Genomic DNA, 25,250 nt, shown 5'->3' with positions numbered 1-25,250 from the left:
TTATTTTTTTGCTTTCTTATTACTTTTTGTGGTTACAATCACCACTCCTCTTGCACCTTTAAATCCGTACATATCACGTGCTTTCGCATCTTTTATAACCTGTACGTTATCCACAGCATCCGGAGATATTTTTTTCATATCTTCAGAATATACTTCAACACTATCAATTAAAATCAAAGGGTAATTATTGGCTGATGTATCAATCTTAGATAATTTTGAGCTCTTGGTACTGATGATTACAACACCATTACGACCGGCATATCCATATTTTTCCTGTTCACTCCTGCTTTTTATAACCCATATTCCTTTAACGTTGGACGAATCTATCTTCGCTGTTATCGCGTGAGTTGTTATCAATCCGTCCAAAATGTACAAGGGCGCTTCCCCATTTTCGCGGACTATACTGTTTTGAGCATTTATCTTTCCCCCGAACAATGCCATCAGCATTACGATGTAAACAACTTTCCGCATACTCAATCTCCCAGGTTATTTATTTTAGACGGATCGATAGTTTTATACTGCCGGTATACATTCAGTATTATAGCCAGCGCTACGGCAGTAACGGCCGCGGCAAGCACTATAGCAAACAGGGCAAATACCTGACCGCTGTTGTTGAGCTTATCGTACTTACCAAAAGCCACCAGGTTTAATATGGCGGCATTCAGCATCAGCTCAATACCTATCAGTATTTGTATGGCGTTGCGCTTGGCTACCACCATGTACAGCCCAATGCAAAACAGTGCCGCACTCAACAGCAGGAAATCACTCAAAGAGATCATGCCTCCTGCTCCTTTCTGGATAAGTGCGCAGCGCCAATAAGTGCGATCATCAGCAATATTGATATTACCTCAAATGGCAGCAGGTAACTGGTCATCAGGTTTACGCCGATGTTCTCTATCTGGATGCCATCGGGTTTAATCACGTTGCCCTCGGCAACAGCTACTTTTACCCAATCCAGTTCATTAACATCAGCCTGACGCAGTACAATGAACATCACCACAAAAAATAATACGGCAAGCACTATGGCAGGCAATTTATTAAGGTTGATCAACTTGCTTTTTTGCTGTTGAATGGCATCCAGCGTTTCGCGGCCCGAAAGCATGAATGTGAAAAGTATTAATACCAGAATACCACCTACATAGATCACGATCTGGGTAATGGCCACAAAATCAGCCAAAGCCAGTACATATAAACCCGCCAACGCGAACAGCGTAACAAAAAACATGAATACCGAACGTACCAGGTTTTTAGACGCAGCCACAAATAAGGCAGAACCCAGCGCTACGGCAGCCAGGATATAGAACATGATCTTCACCAGCATCATTGCCCTTCCTCCTTCTTTTTCATGGCGGCAAGCTTGGCGGCTTGCTTTTCGGCATTTTGCTTTTCAAGGAGCGCACGTTTTTCGTCGGCCTCCTCCTTCGTCATGTCCGAAAATTCGTAGATCAGGTCGCTCAACTCAAATACCGTACGGTCATACGTATTGGTCATGGTGATGCACTCGGTCGGGCAAACAACAGTACACAAGCCGCAATACATGCACTTGGCCATGTCAATATCAAACTTGGCGGCATACAGGCGCTTGGTGGTACCATCAGACGTTTGGCCGATAGCCTCCGTAGCTTTTATCGCTTCTATATCGATACAATCAACCGGACAAATTTTGGCGCAAAGATCGCACACAATGCAATCATCCATTTCCACATCCAACTGGTAACGGCCCACTTCGGGTACAGGCAGTTGTTGTTTGGGATATTGTATGGTATTGGTTCCCTCAAGCCTTTTAAAGTAATTATCATCACTTACCCGGGTAACCTCACGTGTTTTTTTCGACGCAAACAAGTGGCCAATGGTAAGGGTCATCCCCTTCCATGCAGTAGTTAAGCCATTTATCGCGCTTTTAAACATGCTTTGTAAATTCTAAATGCTAATTTCTAAATCCTAAAATCTAAACACTAAGTGCTAATTTCTAAATCCTAAACACTAAAATCTAAACTCTAAATACTAATCTCTAACCACTAATTACCAACCTCTACATCAACCATAACCGCCACACGCCCGATATAAGTATACACGCGAATGCCAGCGGGGTTAATACCTTCCAGCACAGGTTCATCAGTTGGTCTACACGTAAACGGGGCAGCGTCCAGCGTATCCACATTTGTACACCAACCAGGGCCAGGCTTTTAATCGCCACCCAAAATATACCCCACCAAATATTAGTTGTCCAATCTGCTAATTTTAACGCGCCGATGTTAGGCAGCGGAGTATTCCAGGCACCTAAAAACAGCACCACGCCTATCATTGATACCAGGAACATCATCGAATATTCGGCCAAAAACACAAACGCAAACCCCAAGCCCGAATATTCGGTATGAAAACCTGCCACCAGCTCTGACTCCGCTTCCGGTATATCAAACGGCGCGCGGTTAGCTTCGGCTAATGATGATATAAAGTAAATAACAAATGCTATAATTAAATGCGGCGCCCTGAAAATGTTCCAGCTCAGCAAGCCACCAATATGGGTAACATCCCAAAAACCAAAAAACTTAATAGTTTCTGTTGATGCTACTCCTTGCTGCGTGGAAATCACCTGCAGATCCAACGATTGCGCGATCATCACCGCGGATATAATGGCGAAACCGGCCGGTATCTCGTATGAGATGATTTGCGCGGCCGAACGCATAGCGCCTAAAATGGAGTATTTATTATTGGAGCCCCAGCCCGCCATCAGTATGCCCAATGTTTCTATAGAGATAATGGCGAACACATAATACAGGCCGATATTGATTTTTGACGGTACCAAACCAGGCCCCCACGGTAATGCGGCAAAACCCATGTAAACTGCTACGAATATAATAACAGGTGCCAGTACAAACAGCCACTTATCCGCTTTCGCGGGGATGATCAGTTCCTTTTGGACCATCTTTAAAATATCAGCAAACGTTTGCAGCGACCCAAATTTCCCGGTTTCGGTAGGGCCAAGCCTGTCCTGTATATACGCCGAGATCTTACGCTCCGCATATACTCCGAATAGAGCAAACAGGGCGGCAAAGGCGAACAGCCCGGCAGCGACAAGAAAATATATCAGGTAATTACTCAACGTCCAAAAATCACTTGGGTGCAAACTTAGCAAATGCCAGCTAAATATTCTATGTATTTGGTAGATTATAGCAGCTTTTTGATTTATGAAATCGGGAGAGGGTTTTGATTTCGGAATTCGGAAGTTATATTGCGGAGTTACTTAATCTCGTATCTCTTGTAGTATAAATCTACCACATCCTACCCTATAAAATTATACTCCTCATGGGCTTGTCATTTCGAACGAGGTACGAGGAGAAATCTATCCAATTAATAGGCAAGCGACAGATTTCTCGCTGTCGCTCGAAATGACAAAATTTTAGACTTCTTTACTATTAAATCCTGCGGAATCACTTCACCGACACATACTCCGCCACAACCGGCTCACCAAAAAACGCGGAAGCGTGATGGTCAAAATCCGTTGTATCGTCTGACGTGGTATAGAACTGCTTGATGCCGTTTGGTGTTAGCTGCTCTTCAATTTCAGGGTGGCGGTGCAGGTAATCGGTCAGGCTTGCAGCCACAATATCGCCCTGGGCAACTACCTGTATATTATTTGGCAGATAAGCCTTTATTTTATCCTGCAACAGCGGGTAATGGGTGCAGGCCAACAGCAGTGTGTCAATATTTGCTGATTGCTGTTGTATAGCATCCAGATATTCCTTTACAAAATAATCAGCACCCGGTTTATCATATTCGCCTGTTTCAATAAGCGGCACCCACATGGGGCAAGCCTGCTGATGTACGCTAAGCTCCGGAAAGAATTTTTCTATCTCCAACAGGTATGATTGTGACTGCACCGTACCTTTTGTTCCCAATACGCCTATCTCACCGGTTTTTGTATAATTACCTATCACCTCGGCTGTTGGGCGTATAACCCCTAAAACGCGTTTATCATCAAACTTGCCGGGCATATCCTGCTGCTGTATGGTACGCAGCGCTTTTGCCGACGCGGTGTTACATGCCAGTATAATTAAAGGGCAATCCTGCTTAAATAACCATTGCACACACTCCCAGGTATACTCGTGTATGGTTTTAAACGAACGGTTACCATATGGCGAGCGGCCGTTATCGCCAAGATAAATATAATCGTACTGCGGTAACTGATCGGCAATAGAGCGAAAAACAGTTAAGCCGCCGTAGCCCGAATCAAATATGCCTATAGGTTTTGTTGCTGCCACACTGCAAAAATAAAAAAAGCGCCCGGTAATGCGGGCGCTTCAGTTTCAATATCTTGTTTAGTTCTTATTTTAAACCAAGGTCAGTTTTAACCGGTACTAACAGGTCATCAGCATCCGGCGATACTAAAAGCTCAGTTTGTGATGAGTCAAGCACGTAAGTGTAACCTTTAGCCTTAGCAACTTTGCTTATTGAAGCACGCGCTTTGGTAAATAATGGCCTGGTCAGCTCATTGCTTTTAGCCTCTACTTTACCTTGAGCATCTTTTTGAAAATCCTGAATGCGTTTTTGCAGATCCTGTAATTCTGTTTCTTTAGCAGTACGGGTTGCATCATTCATCGTAGCTTTATCTTTTTCGTAAGCCTGGGCTTTAGTTTGAAACTCATTACCCATAGTAGTGTAAGTATCAACAAAGGTTTTTTGGTAAGCTTCCATTTGTGTCCTGATAGTTTTGGTTTCAGGCATCTGCTCAATCAACTGGTTAAAATTAATGTGCGCGATCTTTTGTGCTTTTGCATACGTTCCCACAAATAACATACTTACCGCAACCAAAGCAACCTTAAATAATCTTTTCATTTTTTGTTCTGTGTGTTTAATATAATAGTTCGCTATTTTATAAAATAAAAATTTATTGGGCAAATGTTCCTGGTTTTAATCCTAAACGGGTAATCACCGCGGCGCTCTTATCATAACGAGGATTAGCGTATAACATCATTACCTCGCTGTTCTTGTCAAAAATCATATCAAGATTTTCGCTCTCAGCCACTGCCTGTACCGCTTTTGACACGCGATCCTGAATTGGTTTAATCAAGGTATTGCTTTTTTGTGTCAGTTCACCGTCAGGACCGAATTTCAAACGCTGAAAATCCTTCGCGGCCTTTTCTTTACCCACTATTTCTGCCTCACGGCGCTTTTTCATTTCAGGGGTCATTAATACCTGGTCAGCCTGGTAAGCCTTATATAAGCGGTCAATCTCCTGAAATTTAGCATCGGCCTCTTTTTGCCATTGCTGCGATTGCGCGCTCAGTTGTTTTTGTGCCGATGTATAATCGGGTATATGTTTCAAAATATATTCCGAGTCAACATAAGCAAACCTTTGCGCAAATGCACCTAAACATGCTATAAACGTTAATGCTGTTGTTAAAATTATCCTTTTCATAAAATAATTACACAATTAATTAAATCCACCCTGTAAGCTTTGAGATATTGAGAAGTGGAATTGTCCCTTACCCGCGTCAGGCTGGCCTGGTATCTGATCAAAGCCATAACCGTAATCCAAACCAAGTAAACCAAAGATAGGTAAAAATATCCTCGCGCCCATACCTACCGAACGTCTTACGTTAAACGGATTAAAGCGGCTGAAACTATCCCATGTATTACCACCCTCGGCAAATGCCAGCAGGAATATGGTTGCCGACTGGCTCGCGATAACCGGGTGGCGTAGTTCAAGCGTATACTTATTGTAAATAGCGTTACCAGGGTTATCATTAGCGGTATATTGCGACCCTACCGGTACTACCGAGAAGTTTTGGTAACCACGCATACCGATGATCTCGCTGCCTTGTAAAAACTGGTACGTTTGCATACCATCACCACCTAACTTAAAGCGCTCGAACGGTGAAGGGCCTACTTTTGAATTATACGATCCCAGGAAACCGAAACGCGCCTGCGACATCAGTACCAGTTTACCTGTAATACGCTGAAACCATTGCGCGTCAAACTTCCATTTGTGGTACTCCACAAATTTGTAACGCTCCTCTGGCGTCGCGATAGCATAATTAGTATTGTTAAACAATGAGTATGGCGGCGTAGCCTGTACCGTGAACCTGATGTTTGAACCCGAAGTTGGGTAAATAGGCACGTCCAATGAGTTACGGCTCAACTCCTGTGTAAACTTAATGTTGTATGATGTACCGTTACGGAACAGGTAAGCTGAATAGTTATCCAGGTAATAATGATCAAAGTTAACCGAGTAGTTTAACTGGAAGTAGTTATCCGGCCAGTTTAAACGTTTACCCAGGGTTACACCAATACCGTTAATACGCAGCTTGTTGTAGTAAGGGCTTGATTTTGGATAATATTGCCCGGTTGAGCTACCTTGTGTATAAGCTGATAAGCTAAAGAATATGGGTTTTTTACCACCCAGCCACGGCTCAGAGAACGTGAACGAGAAGTTTTGATACGTACGACCGCTTGACTGGCCACGTATGCTTAGCCTTTGTCCATCGCCTTTTGGCAGCGGCCTGTAAGCTTTTAAGTTGAAAAGGTTACGTAACGAGAAGTTGTTGAACGATAAGCCCAACGTACCTACCAACTGGCCACCACCAAAACCACCCGAAAGCTCGATCTGATCTGACGGTTTTTCAACCACGTTGTAAATAATATCTACCGTACCCTCTGCCGGGTTAATGTTGGTTGGGCGTGGTTCGGTCTTCTGCTCATCAAAGCTACCCAGTTGCGAAAGCTCACGGGTACTGCGTATCAACAGGGTTTTATTGAATTTTTGGCCTGGTTTAGTACGTATTTCACGCATTACCACCTTATCATTAGTAACATCGTTACCTTTAACGGTTACGCGGTTAATGGTATATTGCGGGCCTTCATATATCCGGATGTCCAGGTCAATGGTATCGCCATAAATACGTGTTTGCACCGGGTCAGCATTATAGGTCAGGTATCCGTCGTCAAGGTACAGGGTTGATACGTCATCATTGCTTGGCGTTGGGCCTGACAGCCTTTTGGTCAGCTCCTCTTCGCTAAATATATCGCCTTTTTTGATGCGCAGTACCCTGTTCAAAAACTCGGTTGTGTATTTGGCGTTGCCAGACCACCTGATGTTACCAAAGTAATATTTAGGGCCTTCGTAAACTTTTAGCTTTACGTCAACAGTACGGTCATCGTGGCGGCTAACGCTATCACTTACCACCTGTGCATCCCGGTAACCTTCGGCCTGCATTTTTTCAACAAGCGTTTGTTTATCCTCAAGGAATTTGTCTTCCTTGAATTTTTTTGAACCGAATATGTTATACCATTTCTTGGTACGGGTATTCTTTAAAAACTTGCGCAGTTGCTTATCTGAAAATGCCTTATTGCCATCAAATTCAATGCTGTGTATCTTGATCTTGGTTTTTTTATCAACCTGCACATTCAATATAACTGAGCTTGAATCGCCCGGGTCAGGCTGCGGGTTCATTTTTACCTCGGTAAACAGGTAGCCTTTCTCGTTAAAGTGGCGTTTTATGATACCCGTAGTGGTATTGATAAGATTTTGGTTTACTATTTTGCCGGTTTTATCATTCAGCTTTTTGGTAACATCCTCAATTTCTCCTTTTTTAATACCGGTAATTTTTAACCTCGAGAGGCGCGGTCTTTCAATCACGGCTATCTCCAGGTATACGGTATCCATATTTATTTTAGTGATATTAAGCTGAACATCATCAAACAATCCCTGCGAAAACATGTCTTTAACTACACGTGCGTTTGCTTCGCCGGGTAATATCAGCCTGTCGCCTTTGTTAAGTTTTGATATAGTAAGGAGTACTTCCTTATCAAGGTTTTTAGCCCCGGTAACAGTAACGCCACCAACAATATACTCTTTAGGATTAAGATAATTCAAGCTGTCTGCCGAGCCTGACGGAACCTGCGCCATGGCGGTGATAGAGCTTATCAGCAAAGAAAATACAGCAACTATATATTTATACATTCGGATATTTTAGTGGGCTAAAAATAATTTAAACAGTTGTTAAATAGTGTTAAAAGTAAAAATTTAGTTAAGCTGCTCGCTTGTCATCCCAAAACGGCGCTCGCGCTGCTGGTAATCAAGTATAGCTTCAAACAAATCTTCACGCCTGAAATCGGGCCATAATTTTTGAGTGAAATACAGCTCGGTGTAAGCAATTTGCCAAAGCAGGTAGTTGCTTATACGGTGTTCGCCGCTCGTCCTGATCATCAATTCAGGATCAGGCATATTACGGGTATATAAATTATCAGCAAAAATTTGCTCGGTAATATCGTCGGGGTTAAGCTCGCCATCTTTTACTTTTTGAGCAATGTTTTTTACAGCATGAACCATCTCATTGCGTGAGCTGTAGCTCAACGCCAGTGTAAGTACCAGCCCGGTATTACCGGCGGTTTTTTCCATAGCCTTGGTAAGTTCGCGGTGGTTACGCGCAGGCAGCATGCTCAGATCGCCGATGGCATTAAGGCGCACATTATTGTTCATAAAGGTGCTTATCTCCTTATTAATGGTGCTTACCATAAGCTCCATCAGGGCCATTACCTCCAGCTTGGGGCGGTTCCAGTTCTCGGCAGAAAAAGCGTATAGCGTTAAATATTTCAGGCCCAGTTCGCATGATCCCTCAACTACATCCCTTACGGCAAGCACACCGTTATGATGGCCAAATACCCGGAGTTTTCCTTTGGTTTTTGCCCACCTGCCGTTACCATCCATAATAATGGCAATGTGCGCGGGCAATTTCAACAAATCGATCTGGTCTTTCATTCCTGCCGTGTTAAATAGCGGTAAGTTAATGGCGCTATAATTGTAATAAGTAAGCGCTCAGCTATTTAAATTATTTAAAATAAGCCTGTTTTTTCAGGCTACAAAGGTAAAACTTACTTTGTATTTTTTTAGTATGACGGCGTAAAAGAAAAAATAAGCTTTTTTTCAACAAAAAAGCCGGGCATACAGGCCCGGACGTGAATTTATAAAGTACTGTTAATACATACCCTTTTGCTTTAAAAGCTCAATATCCTGCGGGGCTATATCGGCAATGGCGTAGGCCGGCACCTGTGTTATATCCAGCTCATCAATAGTGTTCACCAGGTTTTCGTACTTCGAACTGTCGGCAGGTTTAACAATTACCATCAGCGTTTTACCGTAATTATTTTTAACATAGGCCCTGGCATCCAGCAAAGCTTTTCGAATGCCGTTTTTGCCATATCCTGCTACGGTAGGTTTAAGTATAGGCTGCTCCGCCCGCCCCAAATACCAAAGTGCCTTGTTATCCTTACCCAGGCATACAGTGAGTGTGCGGTTTTCCGAAACCGAGAACCCCGTCTCTCCTGGTATATCCGGCATTACTATCGGCATCATCTTGGATTTACTCAGCGTGGTAGTGAGCATAAAAAAGGTAATTAAAAGAAAAGCAAGGTCAACCATTGCTGTGAGATCTACGCGGGTTGAGGCGCGCTTGCGGGTTGCTTTTCTGCCTGATCCGGCGGCAGATGTGTTTAATTCGGCCATAATAATAATAATAATAGTTTAGATATGTAATATAACTATTACGCAAAATTAAATTTTTTATTATATATATTTTATAAAATTTTATTCTTTATTAGATCAATTTTCGTAATAACATTTCTCAGTAACAAAAGTAAATGATATAGAGAGGTTTAAAAACAAATAGCTGTCACGTTTACGCAGATCACCGCGCTGCGTACCTGCTGTACCTGTGTATACGCCGGTTTTTTCGCCGGTACGGTCAGACAGTAATACAGATGATCGTGTAGGCAGGGTTTCCTTATCGGCATACAGCCCGCTTACATCATCCAGGTAATCAGTATTAGCCCAGCGGTAACCAAGGTCGGCAATCAGCGTCCACTTGCCGCCAATGTTATATTTAACACCTGCACCATAAGGTACAGATAGTACCGTACCCGAATATTGTTTCTCCTGACCTTCAGTACGCAGCCTGCGCAAGCCTATCTCATTACCATTATATTCTGCACGTGGTGCATGGGCTACAAGGCCTATCCCGGCAAATACAAAGGGGGTAAATACATTTTTACCTGCATCGGGTATATAGTGCATAAAGTTGAACTCGCCTATCAGGCTGGTTTCCATCAGCCGGTTGGTAAAGCTAAGGTTACGGTCGCGCTGCTGCTGGTTGTTTGAAGTGCTATCGGCAGCGCCTATCTTACCATAGGTAAACTGCAGCTTTGCGGATAAATAGCCATTAAAATTTCTTTTAAGGAATACATTGCCGGCAAGGCCGCTTATTTGCAGGGGATTGTGTTGATTAAGGTCGCCCATGTAGCCTGCGCCACCAATACCGCCCCCTACTTCCCAGGTTTGGGCTTTGAGTGTTACGGCGGTAAATAATATTATTAATGTAAGTAGATATTTCTGCATCCGGTAAGGCTAATAATTACGGGTATCAAGGCCCCACAATAGCTTATGTCTTAACGTTGATAAATAGTTTTCATTATTCAGCCTGATGAGATTAAGCTGAAAATCAGCTTTGCTCACATTAATACGCACCGGCTGATCAAGCACCGCCACGCGCGAATCGCACGAGATAAGGTAGTTGGCGCTACGTGTTTCCACATCAAAGGACAAGGTACAGCAATCAGGCAATACTGCCGGCCTTACATTAAGGTTGTGCGGAGAGATTGGCGTAAGCACCACTGTATTCGACTCGGGGAAGATGATAGGCCCGCCGCAGCTTAACGAGTACGCGGTTGAACCTGTAGCTGTTGATACGATGATGCCATCGCTCCAGTACGAGTTTAAAAAATTACCATCCAGAAAGGTATTGATGGTGATCATGGCCGAATCGTCGCGTTTGTGTATGGTGATCTCATTCAGCGCGAAGTTATCTTCACCAAAAAGTTTCACATCCGAGTCGATACGCAACATGGCCCGCTTATCAAGCGTATATTGTTGATTAACTACGGCATGTATGGCCGCGGCGATATCGCTTTTGTTAATACTGGCCAAAAAGCCCAGCCTGCCAAAGTTAATACCTATAACGGGTATACCGCTATCGCGTATCAGGGTAACGGTATCCAGCATGGTACCATCGCCGCCAAGACTCAAAAACAGATCGATAATTCCCTTAAAGGGCTCCCCTTCGGCAAGTACACGATAATTAACATTGGTTATTTTATCCTGCAGGTATTGGTGCAGGCGATTGTGTACATATATTTCAACCCCGTGTTGTTTCAGGTTATCAAACACCTGCTGTATGTATGGCAACACCTCGTTATCACTAAACGGCCTGCCGTATACTGCTATCTTCATTTGCGGGGGGTTATAAGTTGAGATAATTCATCAGCGAATCATAACGCTCCATTGAATTATCGTTTTGATTGTAGTGATTAAAGGTGGCCTTAATATCATAATTGTACCTTAAAAAGGTAGAGGCAATGTTTGATATATCCAGCTTATTAATTTTGAGGGTAACTTCCATCCGGGTTGAATCAGGGAAAGTGCGGATGTATGAGCTGAGTACCTGCGCATTGTCTGACTCGATGATCTGCGCCATGTGCGCCAGCGAGTTGTTGCGGTTGCTGATCTCCAGTACAATGATACCGCCGGGCACCGATACTGATGTTAGCTCGGCAAAATACTCGTTCATGCTGTTGATAGAAACCACGCCCTGGTAATTGTTCTTTTTATCGAGCACAGGCACCACGCTCAGTTTTAACTCCTTAAATATCCTGATAACATCATATATATGCTGATCAGTAAATACATAAGGGTTTACCAGCGAAAGCGACAACGAACCTATTTGTGTTTCAAAGTCCGGCTCCTCAATCAGGTCATCCTCTGATACAAGGCCCAGAAACTGCTCCTCGTTAACAACAGGCAGGTGACTGACCTTGAACTCGGCCATCCTGTCCATCACTTTCTGCACCGTGTCAGACGTGTGGAGTGGTGGTATGGCATTCCCGATCAGGTCAATCGCAAACATGTGTTACTTTTTTAGTTTATCCAAAAACTGCCTTAGCAGTATGTTAAATCTCTCGGGCTGCTCCATCATCGGGGCGTGGCCGCATTCGTCAATCCAGTGCAGCTCGGCATTTGGCAGCAACTGGTTAAACTCCTCGGCTACCTCGGGCGGCGTTATCTTATCGTTTTTACCCCACAGCAATCCTACCGGTATGGTTATCTTATGCAAATCCTTGGCCATGTTATGCCTTATGGCCGATTTTGCCATAGCCAGTATTCTGATAACGCGATTACGGTCGTTTATTGTTTGAAAAACATCATCAACCAGCTCTTTTGTCGCGGTTTTTGGGTCGTAAAAAGTAAATTCTACCTTCTCCTTCACAAAATCATAGCTCTCACGGCGCGGAAACGAACCGCCGAAAGCATTCTCATACAAGCCTGAACTACCGGCAAGCACCAAAGCTTTTACATATTCAGGGTGCGACAGGATATAAATAAGCGCCACATGCCCGCCAAGCGAGTTACCCAGTATAGTAAAGTTGGTAAGGCCTTTATGCTTTACAAACTTATGCACATACTTACTAAGGCTTTTAACACCGGTGGTAAGCAGGGGCAAATCGTAAATAGGCAAAACAGGTATAATTACACGGTATTGCGATTTAAACTCCTCAATAACATCTTCCCAGTTACTAAGGGCACCCATTAAACCATGTAACATAAGCAGTACTTCGCCTTCGCCCTCTTCAATATAATTAAAATCTTTTTCCTGTTTAAGTGCGAACTTCATATATACTGCCTGTATTCAATTAATATAGTTGCAAGTTTAGCTAATCTTGCTGTTATTATTGCTGTAAAAATAGTTTATTGCTGTTTAGTTGCAATAGCAGGTTTTACATTATGCCAAAATCTGCTTAATAACTTCAGATATGGTTTTACCGTCGGCTTTACCGGCCAGCTCCTTATTGGCTGTGCCCATAACCTTGCCCATATCTTTTACTGATGTTGCACCAACACGCGCTATCATTTCTTTTAAATAAGCTTCCAGCTCGGCCCTGTCCATTTGTTTTGGCAGGTAAGCTTCAATCACCACCATCTCGGCAGCTTCTATCTCATAAAGATCCTCACGGTTTTGGGCCTTATATATATCAGCCGACTCCTTGCGTTGCTTTATCAGTTTTTGAAGCACCTTTATCTCTGCCTCTTCGCTAACCTCTTCGGCCGCGCCTTTCTCGGTTTTAGCCAATAACAAAGCTGACTTTATAGCACGCAAGCCACGCAGCTTATCAGCATCCTTGGCCAGCATGGCCTGTTTAATATCCTGATCTATTTGGGTTGATAATGACATCTGTTTATTTCGGATTTTCGAATTTTCAATTTCGGATTTAAGCTGCAAAGCTAATCAATTATTGATTTACTGAATTATTGAGTTATTGATTAGTGAATATTTACTGAGTTAGTGAATTATTGAGTTATTGAATTCAAAATCGATCAATTAATCGTAACCCATTTGCATATCCGCACATTTCCTCATCTGCACATCTACTCATTTGCATATCTGCACATCTTCTCATCCGCACATCTACAAGTTTTTCCTGAATATACTTGTAGCACCTGCCTGCGCGGTTGGCATTACGGTAAGCTCATTAATATTAACGTGCGCAGGGCGCGATGCCGCGAACCAGATGGTTTCGGCAACATCCAGCGCTGCCAGCGGCTCAAAGCCTTCGTATACTTTTTTAGCACGATCCTTATCACCCTTAAAACGCACCTCAGAAAACTCGGTTTCAACCGCACCGGGGTGTACGGCTGTTACCTTGATACCATGCGGCAGCAGATCGAGGCGCATACCTTTGTTAAGCGCGTCAACAGCGTGCTTGGTGGCGCAATACACATTGCCGTTAGGGTAAACTTCTTTACCGGCTATTGAGCCAAGGTTGATGATGTGGCCATAACCGTTCGCTATCATCCAGTTTGATACTATTTTACTGGCGTATAACAAACCCTTAATATTGGTATCAATCATGGTATCCCAGTCACCGGGGTCACCATTTTGTATGGGATCGAGGCCCTGGCTCAGGCCGGCGTTGTTTATCAGCACATCAACTTTTTTCCATTCGGCGGGCAAATTCTCCAGGTTATCTATCACCGCCTGGCGGTTACGAATATCAAACGAAGCAACGGCCACCTCCACATTATATTGAGTGTTTATTGCCGATGCCAGGTTATCGAGCCTGTCGCGGCGGCGGCCTGTAAGTATCAAATTATAGCCTTCGCGGGCGAATACATGGGCGCAAGCCTCGCCTATACCGGCGGTTGCCCCTGTTATTAATGCAATTTTTGCCATAAGTTTATATAACTATCGGCAGCGAAAATATGTTTTCCGGAGCAACAATATGTCGCCTTACCGTAAGGATGCGGTATTACTCAAAGTACAGGCTGAACTGCAGCGTATGCAGGCGCAGGCCGCTGAGCGGGTATGAGGCCGGGTGATTTTCAGGCACCAGCACATTACCGAATGAATTGGATATTTTTATCTCGGGCGATAGTTTAAAAAATTCAAAATAGATATCGCATCCCAAACCAACCTCGTATGACGCGAACGTACGATCTATCTTCACCGTTTTTTCAAGCAGGCCTTTATCAGCATCAGGGTTTTTACGCCCCAACGACTGGCTTAACTTCACTCCGCCTATCATGTAACCACGCAGATCGCCAATACGATCCGACTTTAATTTGAGTTGCAGCGGCAGATCAAAGCCTGTAGTATTTATTTGTTTGGTAATTACCTGGGTTTCCGGGTCAGGCGAATCATAGGTGTAGATCAGTTTGCGGTCGGCAAACACCAGCGATGGCGTTACACGTGCTTCAAGATGATCGGTCAACCTGTAGCGCGCCAAAAAACCAACGGCAAATCCGGGTGAGTTTGGCGAACTGATGCTGGTAGCGTTACCTGTTAAAGGCGCGCCGGTTTCAGGATCAGCAAAAGGTGTTGTCCAGTCGGGCTGTTTATTTATTTTGAGATAGCTGCTGATATAGCTGAATGAGAAACCGAAACTAAAATCGTTCAGATCGGCGCCGCCACCCCATGCGGGCGGGCGTTGGCCAAAGGCCAACCCGGTAAAGCAAAAAACAAAAATTAACGCTGTGTAAAAGCTTTTTATCATTTAACGCCTGTGTAGATTGAACAGATACCAAACGTTAAAGCACGGTTTTTGGTATTTTTAAAACCTACTTTGTCCATAACGGCGGTAAAGTTCTTACCATCCGGAAAGGCAGCTACCGACTCGGGCAGGTAAGAGTACGCCCTTGCATCCTTTGAAAAAAGTTTGCCTATACCCGGCGTAATGTATTTAAAGTAAAAGTTATACAACTGTTTTACCGGGAATGTACGTGGTTTGGAGAACTCCAGCACCACTACCTTACCTCCGGGCTTCAGCACACGAAATATATCGGCCATACCGGCTTCCAGGTTCTCGAAGTTACGTACACCATAGGCCACCGTAACGGCATCAAACTCAGTATCGCCAAATGGTAGCTTTTCTGAATCGCCAAGCTTTACTGAGAATTTATGACCCAGCTTGCGCTTTGCTATTTTTTGCTCAGCAATATCAAGCATTCCCCTTGATATATCAACGCCTGTAATTTTTTCGGGCTTTAATATGGTCAGGGCCTCAAAAGCGAAATCGCCGGTACCTGTGGCTACATCCAGTATATGCCCGGGCTTATCGTGCTTTAACTCGTTGATCGCCTTTTTGCGCCAGATGATATCAATCCCCAGCGACATAAAGTGGTTCAGAAAATCGTATGTTTTTGATATGTTGTTGAACATATCGGCTACCTGCTCCTTTTTGGTAACCTGCTCGTTTTGGTATGGAGTAACTACTTTGCTCATGGCCTGTGGGCGGTAAATATAGGCATTAGTAAATTAAATGCACCGCCCGCCAATGCCGTTTGCAGCAATACACCCTATATGCCGGGCACTTTTACAAATGCCTGATTGGGAATGCCTATTTCAGGTTCCTTTCTTTCAAAACATCTTCAAGCGGCTTATTCTTTGTTTTGTTTCTGGCTGCCACCGGTATATAGATGAGGGGGAGAAAACTAAACAAGCCAAAGCCGTTTTTAACTGAACTAAAAACCGCAATACCTATTAGTACACCGAATATCAAGGCGTCAAAAAAATATATTGATTTAAGCTTTTTTGCCCGCTGTAATAGTTCTTCGTCCGTTAATTGAGCCAATTCCTCTTGTGTCATTTTTTAGGTTTTTGAAAATGTATCGCCTCTCAAATATACGTAACATACCCAATTTTACTAATGCCGCTGCCGGGCGGGCGGTTGCCCGGCAGGTATATGTTTGTTCTGTTCTGCTGATCTCCCCGGCTATTCAATTATTATAATATTTTATCCTTAATACACTCATATTCTGCATTAAATGGATATTTAACTGTGATTTTGAATAGAATTATCTGTTAATTTTACGCCTCGATCACCTATCAAATTAAACCGTATGGAAGAAAAAAAGAATGCCTCGCGCCGGGGCTTCATTAAAAAGTTAGGCACCGCCGCGGCCGCTGTGGCCGCCGGAACGGCTGTAATAGCCGCCGAAAAGCATGAACCTTTTTTGTGTTTAAAACGCCAGCCGTTTGTAAGCATTAATGATAACATAAACATTGCTCTTATTGGCGCCGGAGGCATGGGTACGCAGGATGCCATTGTTGCCCTGCAGGTACCGGGCGTAAAACTGGTTGCCGTATGCGACCTGTATGATACCCGCCTTAAAGACGCCAAAGCACGCTGGGGTGCCGATATTTTTACCACCCGCAGCTATAAAGAAATATTAGCCCGTAAGGATGTTGATGCCGTAATTATTGGCACTACCGACCACTGGCATCAGCAAATATCAGTAGACGCGATGCGGGCCGGCAAGCATGTGTATTGCGAAAAACCCATGGTACACTCGGTTGATGAAGGCCCCGCGGTTATTAAAGCGCAAAAGGAAACCGGTAAGGTATTTATGGTAGGCAGCCAGGGCGTATCATCATTAGGGAACGAAAAAGCTAAGGAGCTGCTCGCTTCGGGCGCTATTGGCCAGCTTAATTATGCCGAGGGCTTTTGGGCACGCCGCAACCCCATCGAGGCCTGGCAGTACCCCTTACCTGCTGATGCCTCCACCCAAACGCTTGACTGGGATACTTACGTTAGCAATACCAAAAAGCGCCCTTTTGACGAGAAGCGCTTTTTTCGTTGGAGAAATTATACCGATTACGGCACCGGCATGGCAGGTGACCTTTTTGTTCACCTGTTCAGCAGTCTGCACTTTGTTACCGGTTCGCACGGGCCAAATAAAATTTATGCTTCGGGCGGATTAAGATATTGGAATGATGGCCGCGAAGTGCCTGACGTGTTATTAGGCACCTTTGATTATCCGAAGGCTGATGTACACCCGGCATTTAACCTGTCCTTGCGCTGCAACTTTGTGGATGGCACCAGCGGAACTACCTACCTGCGCCTGGTGGGCAGCGAGGGCTCAATGGATGTTACCTGGGATGATGTCACACTGAAAAGAAATAAGTCATTTGCCTCCGATGATCCTTTTTACCTGGAGCAGCTACGTAAATCAGGCAATGGCAATGCCGGGCGAAAAATGATACTACCGCCCGAGCAAATGACCTACGCCGCCGAAAAGGGATACAAGGGCGGCCCTTATGACCATATGGTTAACTTTTTTACCGCCATACGCGAGAATAAAAAGGTGGTTGAGGATGCCATATTCGGCTATCGTGCGGCAGCCCCTGCCCTGCTGTGTAATGACAGCTACCACCAGGACCGCTCCATACTTTGGGACCCCGAAAAAATGCAGATCACTAAAAAACAATAACTACCATGAATATGAAACTACGATCGATCAGTGTATTACTAACCGCCGGCTTACTTGGCACCGCGGCTATTGCCCATAGCGTTGATGAAAAACCTAAAGCGGAGCATCCCGCAAAAAAGGGATGGGTTAGCCTGTTTGATGGCAAAACGCTTAACGGCTGGCATGCCTACAATAAAACTACTAAAGTTGAAAACTGGGTAGCAAAGGATGGTATACTTACCTGCGTTGGAAGCGAACATGAAGCCACCAACGGCGATATTGTTACCGACAAGGAGTATGGCAACTTTGAGCTTACCTGGGATTGGCAGATAGGCAAAGGCAGCAACAGCGGCGTAATGTACCATGTGGTTGAGGATGCCAAATACCCGTACACGTTTACTACCGGCCCCGAATATCAACTCATAGATGAGGTAGGCTGGGACGGCAAGCTGGAGGACTGGCAAAAAGCCGGATGCGATTACGCCATGCACCTGCCCAACGAAAAGAAGAAACTAAAACCGGTTGGCCAGTGGAACACCAGCAAAATTATATTTAACAAAGGCCATGTAGAACACTGGCTTAACGGCGCTAAAATACTGGAATTTGAGGCATGGTCGCCGGAGTGGACAGAAAAGAAAACTACCGGTAAATGGAAGGATGACCCCGACTATGGCATGGCCAAAAAAGGCCGTATAGCCTTGCAGGCCCATGGCGGTAAAATAGCCTTCAAAAACATTAAGATAATGGAGCTGGCTGATTGATCATACATCATCAGCATAAAAAAGAGAGCGGGAACCTTTAACGGGTTCCCGCTCTCTTTTTATTGTATCCTTCGCATATCCACGTTATCAGGCGTGGTGAGCATCAGCGGTACCTTTTCAACCGTTACAAAGCTGAGGTCGAGGCCAAAACCGCGTTCCTCAGATAAGCTGGCCTTTTTAAGCTGCACATAAATATCCATGATCAACTGCTCGTAAAACGATAGGTTATGCGAGCGTGACAATGTTTTTTCGATCACCACGAAACGGAAATCGCCAACAATATTATGCTTGCTTAGTGATTTGTATTGGCTGGTAATATTCACCTCGCCGTTCTTCACTAAATCCTCAACCACCCTGCGGAACAATACGTTGATCTGCTGCTCCACACGGAAGCCCAGCTTAAAATCGATACGGATAAGTTTGCCCGGCACTAAAAAGTCAACCTCGTACTCGCGGGTATAAGGTTCATCAACCACGTCAACGTGTACCAGCCAATAAACATCAGCTCGCTTGGGTTGCTTTTGCAGTATGGAATATATGATCTTTGATTCAACCTCCGAGTTAAAATTGGCGCTGGTTAAATACACCAATTGTGATGAATACTTGGGTACGGTTTCATCGTCGCTCAACTCATTGATGATTTGGAAGTAGTCCTCAATCTCAATAAATTTCACGTAGCGGTTCTTGATCTTGCGGGCGGTATGCCATGTCCACATCACCACAAACAGCATAAAGCCGATGGACAGGGTGAACCAGCCGCCATGCACAAACTTAACCAGGTTGCCTAATAAAAAGGTACCCTCAATTAGTAAGTAAACTACAAAAAACAGCCCTATTAAATAGGCAGGCACCTTACGGCGCTGCAAAAATTTAGATACCAGTATAGTCGTCATCAACATGGCTACGGTGATACTTAAACCATAAGCAGCCTCCATTCTTTCTGATTTTTCAAAAAGTAATACTACTATGATACAACCCACGCAAAGTATCCAGTTAATGCTTGGTACATATAGCTGGCCTTTTTGATCGGTAGGGTAATTGATGCGTACTTTAGGCCAAAGGTTAAGCCTTACCGCCTCTGCTATCAGCGTAAACGAGCCGGAGATCAGCGCCTGGCTGGCAATAATAGCGGCTACTGTTGCCAGGCCGATACCAAATATCAGGAAACCCTCGGGCATGATCAGATAGAAAGGGTTTTTATTACCCAGGTATTCGCCGTTATGGTTTATAAGCCATACCGCCTGGCCAAGGTAATTAAGCACAAGGCAGGTTTTAACATATATCCAGCTTACGCGGATATTTGAACGGCCGCAGTGCCCCAGATCGGAATACAGCGCCTCGGCACCAGTAGTACACAGAAAAACCGCGCCTAATATTACAAAGGCGTTGGGGTTGTTGCTCAAAATATCGTAAGCGTAATAAGGGTTAAGCGCTTTAAGCACCCAGGGCATTTGTGCAACCATCAAAACACCCAGCACGCCCATCATGGTAAACCACAGAAACATGATAGGCCCGAATGCCTTACCCACCAGCGAGGTACCAAACTGTTGGATAATGAACAACAGGGCAATGATGATAAGCACAATCTGGTACGTGGGCAGCGTCATCTGCGGAAAACGGGTATGCAATCCCTCAATGGCTGATGATATGGTGATGGGCGGGGTAATGATGCCATCGGCCAGCAAGGCGCAGCCCCCTACCACGGCAGGCACAATAAGCCACCGTGCCTTGCGGCGCACCAGCGAAAAAAGAGAAAAGATGCCACCCTCACCCTTGTTATCGGCCAATAAGGTTATTAATACATATTTTACGGTAGTTTGCAGGGTAAGCGTCCAGAAGATGCACGAAACGCCGCCCAGTACAAGGCTTTCGTTTATGGCTTGTGCACCAACAATTGCTTTGAATACGTATAGCGGTGAAGTACCGATATCGCCGTAGATGATCCCTAAACTAATGAGCAGCCCGGGGACTGTCAGTTTCTGAAGGTCTTTATGACTTGACACTATGTTGTATAAAAATGCAAAATTATAAATTTTATATACATAAACTTAAACTTATTAAGTTCGTATAAGTCAGTATATATATCATTACAATATTACATTCATTTTGTTAAAAATTGTTAAATATTAAATATAAAGGCCAACTTTTTGAATAGGCTTGGTGTAATTTATACATTTGTAGCAGTGTAACTGTATGAAGCAAAAATTTACTAAATTTAATTTATGGACAATTGTGATCGCGATAGCGGTGACCATGAATTTTGCTTTTGCAGGTACAACGGCTTCGCAGGATAGCCTTATCCTTAAAAAGAAAAGCAAAACATCCTACTTAAAAAGCGGCCTCCCCTTTACTCTGCCGCCTTTAAAACCGGGCACCGTATCAACCACCAAATTAAGCGTTAACCGCCAGGATGATAAGCTGCTGAGCAATGTACAGATATACCCTAACCCGGTAACAGACCAGATCAACCTGAGGTATGACCTGTCTCGCAACACCAACGTTACCATTAAGATAGTGGATATGCTGGGTAATGATGTGGCTACCATTTTTTCGCAACGTGTTGACTCAGGCGATCAAAAATTCACCTATATCATCAACAATAAACTTAGCCGCGGCTTCTACTTTCTCCGCATCATAGCCGGTACCGAGTCTACCATTAAGCGTCTTTCTGTTCTATAGTAATTAGTCATTGGACATTAGTCATTGTTGAATAATAGCTTTATCCTTTTATTCCTTACTATTTACAACTAACTATTGTCCTCAACCTCTAATCTCTGACCAGCTACTGATTACTGATTACTAATTACTAATCTCTAATCACCAATCTCTCCCTCAAAATAATTAGCTTTGACGTTTTACCATTGCTATTATGAAAATTATTGCCATTGGGCGCAACTATGCCGAGCATGCTAAAGAGCTGAATAACCCGGTACCAACTACGCCTGTTATATTTATGAAGCCGGATACGGCGTTGCTTAAAGAGAATAAACCGTTCTATTATCCCGAATTTTCAACCGATGTGCATTATGAGGCCGAACTTGTGCTGAAAATATGCAAAGAGGGCAAGCACATCAGCGAGAAGTTTGCCGCTAATTATTATGATGAGATAGGCTTGGGCATTGATTTTACCGCCCGCGACATACAGGCCCGCCACAAGGAAAAAGGCCTGCCCTGGGAACTGGCCAAAAGCTTTGACGGCTCGGCACCTATCAGCAGCTTTTTACCGAAGAGCCAGTTTGCCGATATGTATAACATCAACTTTAGCCTCAATATAAATGGCGAAAAGCGCCAGGCGGGCAACACAAAAGATCTGCTTTTTTCGTTTGAACGTATCATCGCGTTCGTATCACAATACATCACCCTAAAAAAAGGCGACCTTATTTTTACAGGCACACCCGAAGGTGTAGGCCCGGTGGCCATAGGCGACCACCTGGAAGGGTTTGTTGAAAATGATAAGATGCTTGATTTTTACGTGAAATAAAACCGGATATGCTAAAAAAGCTTGGGGCGCTTACAGCCCTTTTATGGATTTGCACTGCCGCGCTGGCGCAGGATGTTATACAAACCAGTTTTTACCCCAAGGATGTTTTTCGTTACCCGCTTGATTTGCCGCCCAGCACGGCAGGCTCGTTTGGCGAACTTAGGCCTAACCACTTCCATTCCGGGCTCGATTTTAAGACCAACCAGCGTACGGGCTACCCCATCTATTCAATTTTAGATGGTTTTGTATCACGCCTGCGCATTCAATACGGCGGGTTTGGCAGGGCAGTTTATATTACCCACCCTAATGGCTTTACATCGGTATACGGGCATTTGGAAAGATTTAGCCCGGCTATTGAGGCGTTGATACGTGATTACCAGGTACAACAGCAAAGCTACGAGGTTGATTTTCAATTGCTGCCTTTGCAGCTCCCCCTCAAAAAAGGCGAAGTTTTTGCCTGGACGGGTAATGCAGGCGCATCCGCGGGGCCGCATCTGCACTTTGAGCTGCGCGACAGTAAAACCGAGCAAACCATTAACCCCCAATTGTTCGGCCTCACCATACCCGATAAGGTACCACCAACATTACAGGCTATAGCTACTTACAATTTTGCCGATGGCGCTCCCTTTAGCGAAAAAACGCCGCACATGTTTTTGGCGCTTACCGGTGCCAACGGCCAATATCGTCTAAAAAATAACCAGCCGATACATTTAAGCGGCGCGATTGGCTTTGGCCTTACCGCGTATGACATGAATAGCGTATCGCCCAACCATAACGGCATTTACTCGGTTGAGTTAAAACTGGATGGCAGCACGGTGTACACCTTCGCGGTGGAGCGTTTCGGGTTCGATCAAACCCGGGCTATCAATGCTTACCTTGATTACCCGGCCTTCCTTACCTCGCGCCGCTGGATGCAAAAGTGCTTTGTGCCGCCGGGCAGCAATGTATCGTTATACCCGCAATCGGTAAACCGGGGTATTATTAATTTTGATGACGATGCCATGCACGAGGTGCAATACGTGGTGCGCGATGTGGCCGGCAATACCTCAACACTCACTGTAAAGGTTAAATCATCAAAAAGCGACGTTAAACCATTCATCCCCAAAGGCCCGCTGTTTCAGTACGATAAAACCAACGAGTTTAATAATGACAAGGTAAAGGTGATTGTTACGCCCGGTAATTTGTATGATAACCTCGACTTTAACTACGCCCGCTTGCCGCGCAAACCGGGCGCTTACTCAGAAACCCATCGCATACATAACCGCTTTACACCCATACACGAAACCTTTAGCCTGTGGATAAAGCCCGACAGTACTATCGGCCACAATGCAGATAAGGCCGTGTTGATAAATACTGCCGGTAATTTGGCTATAGGCAAGTTTGAGGATGGCTATGTTAAAGGCCAGTGCCGTTTTTTTGGCGATTATTATATTAAGGTTGATACCGTACCGCCGGTGATTACGCCGGTTAATATTCATGACGGCAGCAATTTGTCGGCAGCGAAAAGCATCAACCTCCGCATGAGCGATAACCTGTCGGGCGTAAAAAGCTATACCGGCAAGATAGACGGCAAGTGGGTATTGGTTGAGCACGACTACAAGACTAAATTGTTAAGATATTATTTTGATGATAATATTAAGAACGGAAAACATACATTTGAACTGACAGTAACCGACGCGAAGGACAACGCGTCGCAATTTAAAGCTACCTTTTACCGATAAAAAACATGGCAACATTAGCAGTTGGCGATAAAGCCCCCGATTTTAACGCGAAAGACCAAAACGGCAAAGCCGTATCACTGGGCGACTTTAAAGGCAAAAATGTGATACTTTATTTTTACCCGAAGGACGACACGCCGGGCTGTACTGCCGAGGCCTGCAGTTTCAGAGATAATTATCAATCATTAATTAGCCAGGGCTTTGAGGTAATTGGCGTAAGTACGGATGACGAAAAATCACACAAAAAATTTGAAACCAAATACAGCCTGCCCTTTACCCTTATTGCTGATGAGAGCAAGGAAATTGTAGAAGCCTACGGCGTTTGGGTTGAAAAAAACATGTACGGCAAAAAATACATGGGTACCGCGCGTAAAACGTTTTTAATTAACGGAGATGGTATTATCGATAAAATTATTGATAAGGTTGATACCAAAAACTCGTCGCAGCAGATATTAGATGTGTTGAAATAACACCTATATATCAGATTAATATTTATTTTAGCCGAAATTTAAATTTATTGCAATAAAACCTATCATTTAATGAAACAAGACATAGAGCAATTAAAACAAACAGCATCCCAGGTGCGTCGTGACATCGTAAGGATGGTACATGGCTGTCAGTCAGGCCACCCGGGCGGTTCATTAGGTTGTACTGACTTTTTGGTAGCCCTTTATTTCAACATCATGAATAACGATCCGTCGTTTAACATGGATGCCAAGGGCGAAGACCTGTTCTTCCTTTCAAACGGCCATATTTCGCCGGTATTTTACAGCGTACTGGCACATGCCGGTTATTTTGATAAATCAGAATTAAGCACCTTCCGTAAACTGAATTCAAGGTTGCAAGGCCACCCAACCACCCACGAGGGTTTACCGGGCGTGCGTATCGCATCGGGTTCATTAGGCCAGGGTTTATCAGTAGCTATCGGCGCTGCTTTGGCTAAACGCTTAAATGGTGACGACAGCATTGTTTACACCCTGCATGGTGATGGCGAGTTACAGGAAGGCCAGATATGGGAAGCCGCCATGTTTGCTCCGCATAATAAATTAGATAGATTGATAGCTACGGTTGACTATAATGGCCAACAGATAGATGGCCCTACCGAAATGGTACTTTCATTAGGTAACCTGAAAGCAAAATTCGAGGCCTTTGGCTGGGAAGTGCTTGAAGAACCACACGGTAATGATATGGCCAGCGTAGTAGCTGTGCTTGAAAAAGCCAAAAGCTTAACCGGTAAAGGTAAACCTATCGCTATCCTGCTTAAAACAGGCATGGGTTACGGTGTCGACTTTATGATGGGCAGCCATAAATGGCATGGTGTTGCACCTAATGATGAGCAATTAGCAGCAGCCTTAGCTCAGCTTGAGGAAACACTGGGCGATTATTAAGCCCCCGGGCCCCCTGAAGGGGGGTGGCAGTTGCGGCTGCAGTAGCAGTTACAATTGCAGATAGTTTGATCTAAATAATATCATATCACAATAAAAAAAATAAAAAGT

The 25,250-nt window shown here is 44.3% G+C and carries 28 protein-coding genes; 7 read left to right on the top strand and 21 right to left on the bottom strand.

Going from position 1 to position 25,250, the window contains the following annotated elements; all coding sequences use genetic code 11:
• From LJ707_RS08235 to LJ707_RS08140, 20 genes are all read right to left on the bottom strand, one after another.
• A complete protein-coding gene (locus LJ707_RS08235) occupies positions 1–471 on the bottom strand; it encodes a hypothetical protein (RefSeq protein WP_228950332.1) in 471 nt (156 codons plus the stop codon).
• 2 nt (positions 472–473) lie between these two features.
• Entirely contained in the window at positions 474–779 is a 306-nt protein-coding gene (nuoK, locus tag LJ707_RS08230) for an NADH-quinone oxidoreductase subunit NuoK (protein WP_255678801.1), read from the bottom strand.
• Entirely contained in the window at positions 776–1,324 is a 549-nt protein-coding gene (locus tag LJ707_RS08225; RefSeq protein WP_228950331.1) for an NADH-quinone oxidoreductase subunit J, read from the bottom strand. Before LJ707_RS08225 ends, nuoK begins: the two co-directional genes overlap by 4 nt.
• Positions 1,321–1,908 (bottom strand): 4Fe-4S binding protein, encoded by a 588-nt coding sequence (locus LJ707_RS08220; protein WP_228950330.1) that lies wholly within the window; start codon positions 1,906–1,908, stop codon positions 1,321–1,323. Before LJ707_RS08220 ends, LJ707_RS08225 begins: the two co-directional genes overlap by 4 nt.
• Positions 1,909–2,032: 124 nt before the next feature.
• A complete protein-coding gene (gene nuoH, locus LJ707_RS08215) occupies positions 2,033–3,103 on the bottom strand; it encodes an NADH-quinone oxidoreductase subunit NuoH (RefSeq protein WP_228950329.1) in 1,071 nt (356 codons plus the stop codon).
• Between the two features lie 328 nt (positions 3,104–3,431).
• The gene (gene murI, locus LJ707_RS08210) at positions 3,432–4,262 is read right to left on the bottom strand and encodes a glutamate racemase (protein ID WP_228950328.1); all 831 of its coding nucleotides are present in this window, start codon (positions 4,260–4,262) and stop codon (positions 3,432–3,434) included.
• A 64-nt stretch (positions 4,263–4,326) separates the two neighbouring features.
• Positions 4,327–4,836, bottom strand: coding sequence for an OmpH family outer membrane protein (locus tag LJ707_RS08205; protein WP_228950327.1), 510 nt, complete (start codon positions 4,834–4,836; stop codon positions 4,327–4,329).
• A gap of 52 nt (positions 4,837–4,888) precedes the next feature.
• Positions 4,889–5,419 (bottom strand): OmpH family outer membrane protein, encoded by a 531-nt coding sequence (locus tag LJ707_RS08200; RefSeq protein ID WP_228950326.1) that lies wholly within the window; start codon positions 5,417–5,419, stop codon positions 4,889–4,891.
• Between the two features lie 15 nt (positions 5,420–5,434).
• Complete coding sequence (bamA, locus tag LJ707_RS08195) at positions 5,435–7,963, bottom strand: outer membrane protein assembly factor BamA (protein ID WP_228950325.1); 2,529 nt, start codon at positions 7,961–7,963, stop codon at positions 5,435–5,437.
• A gap of 63 nt (positions 7,964–8,026) precedes the next feature.
• Complete coding sequence (locus LJ707_RS08190) at positions 8,027–8,761, bottom strand: isoprenyl transferase (protein ID WP_228950324.1); 735 nt, start codon at positions 8,759–8,761, stop codon at positions 8,027–8,029.
• Positions 8,762–8,977: 216 nt separating this feature from the next.
• Positions 8,978–9,505, bottom strand: a complete 528-nt coding sequence (locus LJ707_RS08185) for a biopolymer transporter ExbD (RefSeq protein WP_228950323.1) — start codon at positions 9,503–9,505, stop codon at positions 8,978–8,980.
• Between the two features lie 96 nt (positions 9,506–9,601).
• Complete coding sequence (locus LJ707_RS08180; protein WP_228950322.1) at positions 9,602–10,393, bottom strand: DUF6089 family protein; 792 nt, start codon at positions 10,391–10,393, stop codon at positions 9,602–9,604.
• A gap of 9 nt (positions 10,394–10,402) precedes the next feature.
• Positions 10,403–11,284, bottom strand: coding sequence for an NAD kinase (locus LJ707_RS08175; protein WP_228950321.1), 882 nt, complete (start codon positions 11,282–11,284; stop codon positions 10,403–10,405).
• Positions 11,285–11,294: 10 nt separating this feature from the next.
• Complete coding sequence (locus tag LJ707_RS08170) at positions 11,295–11,957, bottom strand: CBS domain-containing protein (protein WP_228950320.1); 663 nt, start codon at positions 11,955–11,957, stop codon at positions 11,295–11,297.
• A gap of 3 nt (positions 11,958–11,960) precedes the next feature.
• Positions 11,961–12,722, bottom strand: coding sequence for an alpha/beta fold hydrolase (locus LJ707_RS08165; protein ID WP_228950319.1), 762 nt, complete (start codon positions 12,720–12,722; stop codon positions 11,961–11,963).
• A 108-nt stretch (positions 12,723–12,830) separates the two neighbouring features.
• Complete coding sequence (locus LJ707_RS08160) at positions 12,831–13,280, bottom strand: GatB/YqeY domain-containing protein (RefSeq protein WP_228950318.1); 450 nt, start codon at positions 13,278–13,280, stop codon at positions 12,831–12,833.
• 234 nt (positions 13,281–13,514) lie between these two features.
• Positions 13,515–14,279 carry an SDR family NAD(P)-dependent oxidoreductase gene (locus tag LJ707_RS08155; RefSeq protein WP_228950317.1) on the bottom strand — a complete coding sequence of 255 codons (765 nt, stop codon included), beginning with the start codon at positions 14,277–14,279 and terminating at the stop codon, positions 13,515–13,517.
• Positions 14,280–14,355: 76 nt separating this feature from the next.
• A complete protein-coding gene (locus LJ707_RS08150) occupies positions 14,356–15,099 on the bottom strand; it encodes an outer membrane beta-barrel protein (RefSeq protein WP_228950316.1) in 744 nt (247 codons plus the stop codon).
• Positions 15,096–15,827 carry a bifunctional demethylmenaquinone methyltransferase/2-methoxy-6-polyprenyl-1,4-benzoquinol methylase UbiE gene (gene ubiE / locus LJ707_RS08145; protein ID WP_228950315.1) on the bottom strand — a complete coding sequence of 244 codons (732 nt, stop codon included), beginning with the start codon at positions 15,825–15,827 and terminating at the stop codon, positions 15,096–15,098. Before ubiE ends, LJ707_RS08150 begins: the two co-directional genes overlap by 4 nt.
• A 115-nt stretch (positions 15,828–15,942) precedes the next feature.
• Positions 15,943–16,191, bottom strand: coding sequence for a hypothetical protein (locus LJ707_RS08140; protein WP_228950314.1), 249 nt, complete (start codon positions 16,189–16,191; stop codon positions 15,943–15,945).
• Positions 16,192–16,444: 253 nt separating this feature from the next.
• On the opposite strand from LJ707_RS08140, the gene LJ707_RS08135 reads away from it, so the two are divergent.
• Both LJ707_RS08135 and LJ707_RS08130 read left to right on the top strand, forming a co-directional pair.
• Positions 16,445–17,815, top strand: a complete 1,371-nt coding sequence (locus LJ707_RS08135; protein WP_228950313.1) for a Gfo/Idh/MocA family protein — start codon at positions 16,445–16,447, stop codon at positions 17,813–17,815.
• Positions 17,816–17,826: 11 nt separating this feature from the next.
• Entirely contained in the window at positions 17,827–18,555 is a 729-nt protein-coding gene (locus tag LJ707_RS08130) for a DUF1080 domain-containing protein (protein ID WP_228950312.1), read from the top strand.
• A gap of 59 nt (positions 18,556–18,614) precedes the next feature.
• Here the strand turns inward: LJ707_RS08130 and LJ707_RS08125 are convergent, their stop codons facing one another.
• Entirely contained in the window at positions 18,615–20,558 is a 1,944-nt protein-coding gene (locus LJ707_RS08125) for a KUP/HAK/KT family potassium transporter (RefSeq protein WP_228950311.1), read from the bottom strand.
• Between the two features lie 190 nt (positions 20,559–20,748).
• Here LJ707_RS08125 and LJ707_RS08120 point away from each other — a divergent pair, with 190 nt between their 5' ends.
• The 5 genes from LJ707_RS08120 (at position 20,749) to LJ707_RS08100 (ending at position 25,142) form a co-directional block, all read left to right on the top strand.
• Positions 20,749–21,234, top strand: a complete 486-nt coding sequence (locus LJ707_RS08120; RefSeq protein WP_228950310.1) for a T9SS type A sorting domain-containing protein — start codon at positions 20,749–20,751, stop codon at positions 21,232–21,234.
• Between the two features lie 190 nt (positions 21,235–21,424).
• Positions 21,425–22,036: a fumarylacetoacetate hydrolase family protein gene (locus tag LJ707_RS08115; RefSeq protein ID WP_228950309.1), complete on the top strand. Its 612-nt coding sequence runs from the start codon at positions 21,425–21,427 to the stop codon at positions 22,034–22,036.
• An 8-nt stretch (positions 22,037–22,044) separates the two neighbouring features.
• Positions 22,045–23,757, top strand: coding sequence for a M23 family metallopeptidase (locus tag LJ707_RS08110; RefSeq protein ID WP_228950308.1), 1,713 nt, complete (start codon positions 22,045–22,047; stop codon positions 23,755–23,757).
• 5 nt (positions 23,758–23,762) lie between these two features.
• Complete coding sequence (bcp, locus tag LJ707_RS08105) at positions 23,763–24,224, top strand: thioredoxin-dependent thiol peroxidase (protein WP_228950307.1); 462 nt, start codon at positions 23,763–23,765, stop codon at positions 24,222–24,224.
• 42 nt (positions 24,225–24,266) lie between these two features.
• On the top strand, positions 24,267–25,142 hold the full coding sequence (locus LJ707_RS08100; RefSeq protein WP_370632394.1) for a transketolase: 876 nt from the start codon (positions 24,267–24,269) through the stop codon (positions 25,140–25,142).
• Positions 25,143–25,250: the final 108 nt, after the last annotated feature.

Origin of the sequence: Mucilaginibacter sp. UR6-1 (genome assembly GCF_020880975.1) — a bacterium.
GTDB lineage: Bacteria > Bacteroidota > Bacteroidia > Sphingobacteriales > Sphingobacteriaceae > Mucilaginibacter.
This window is presented reverse-complemented; position numbering and strand designations above follow the sequence as displayed.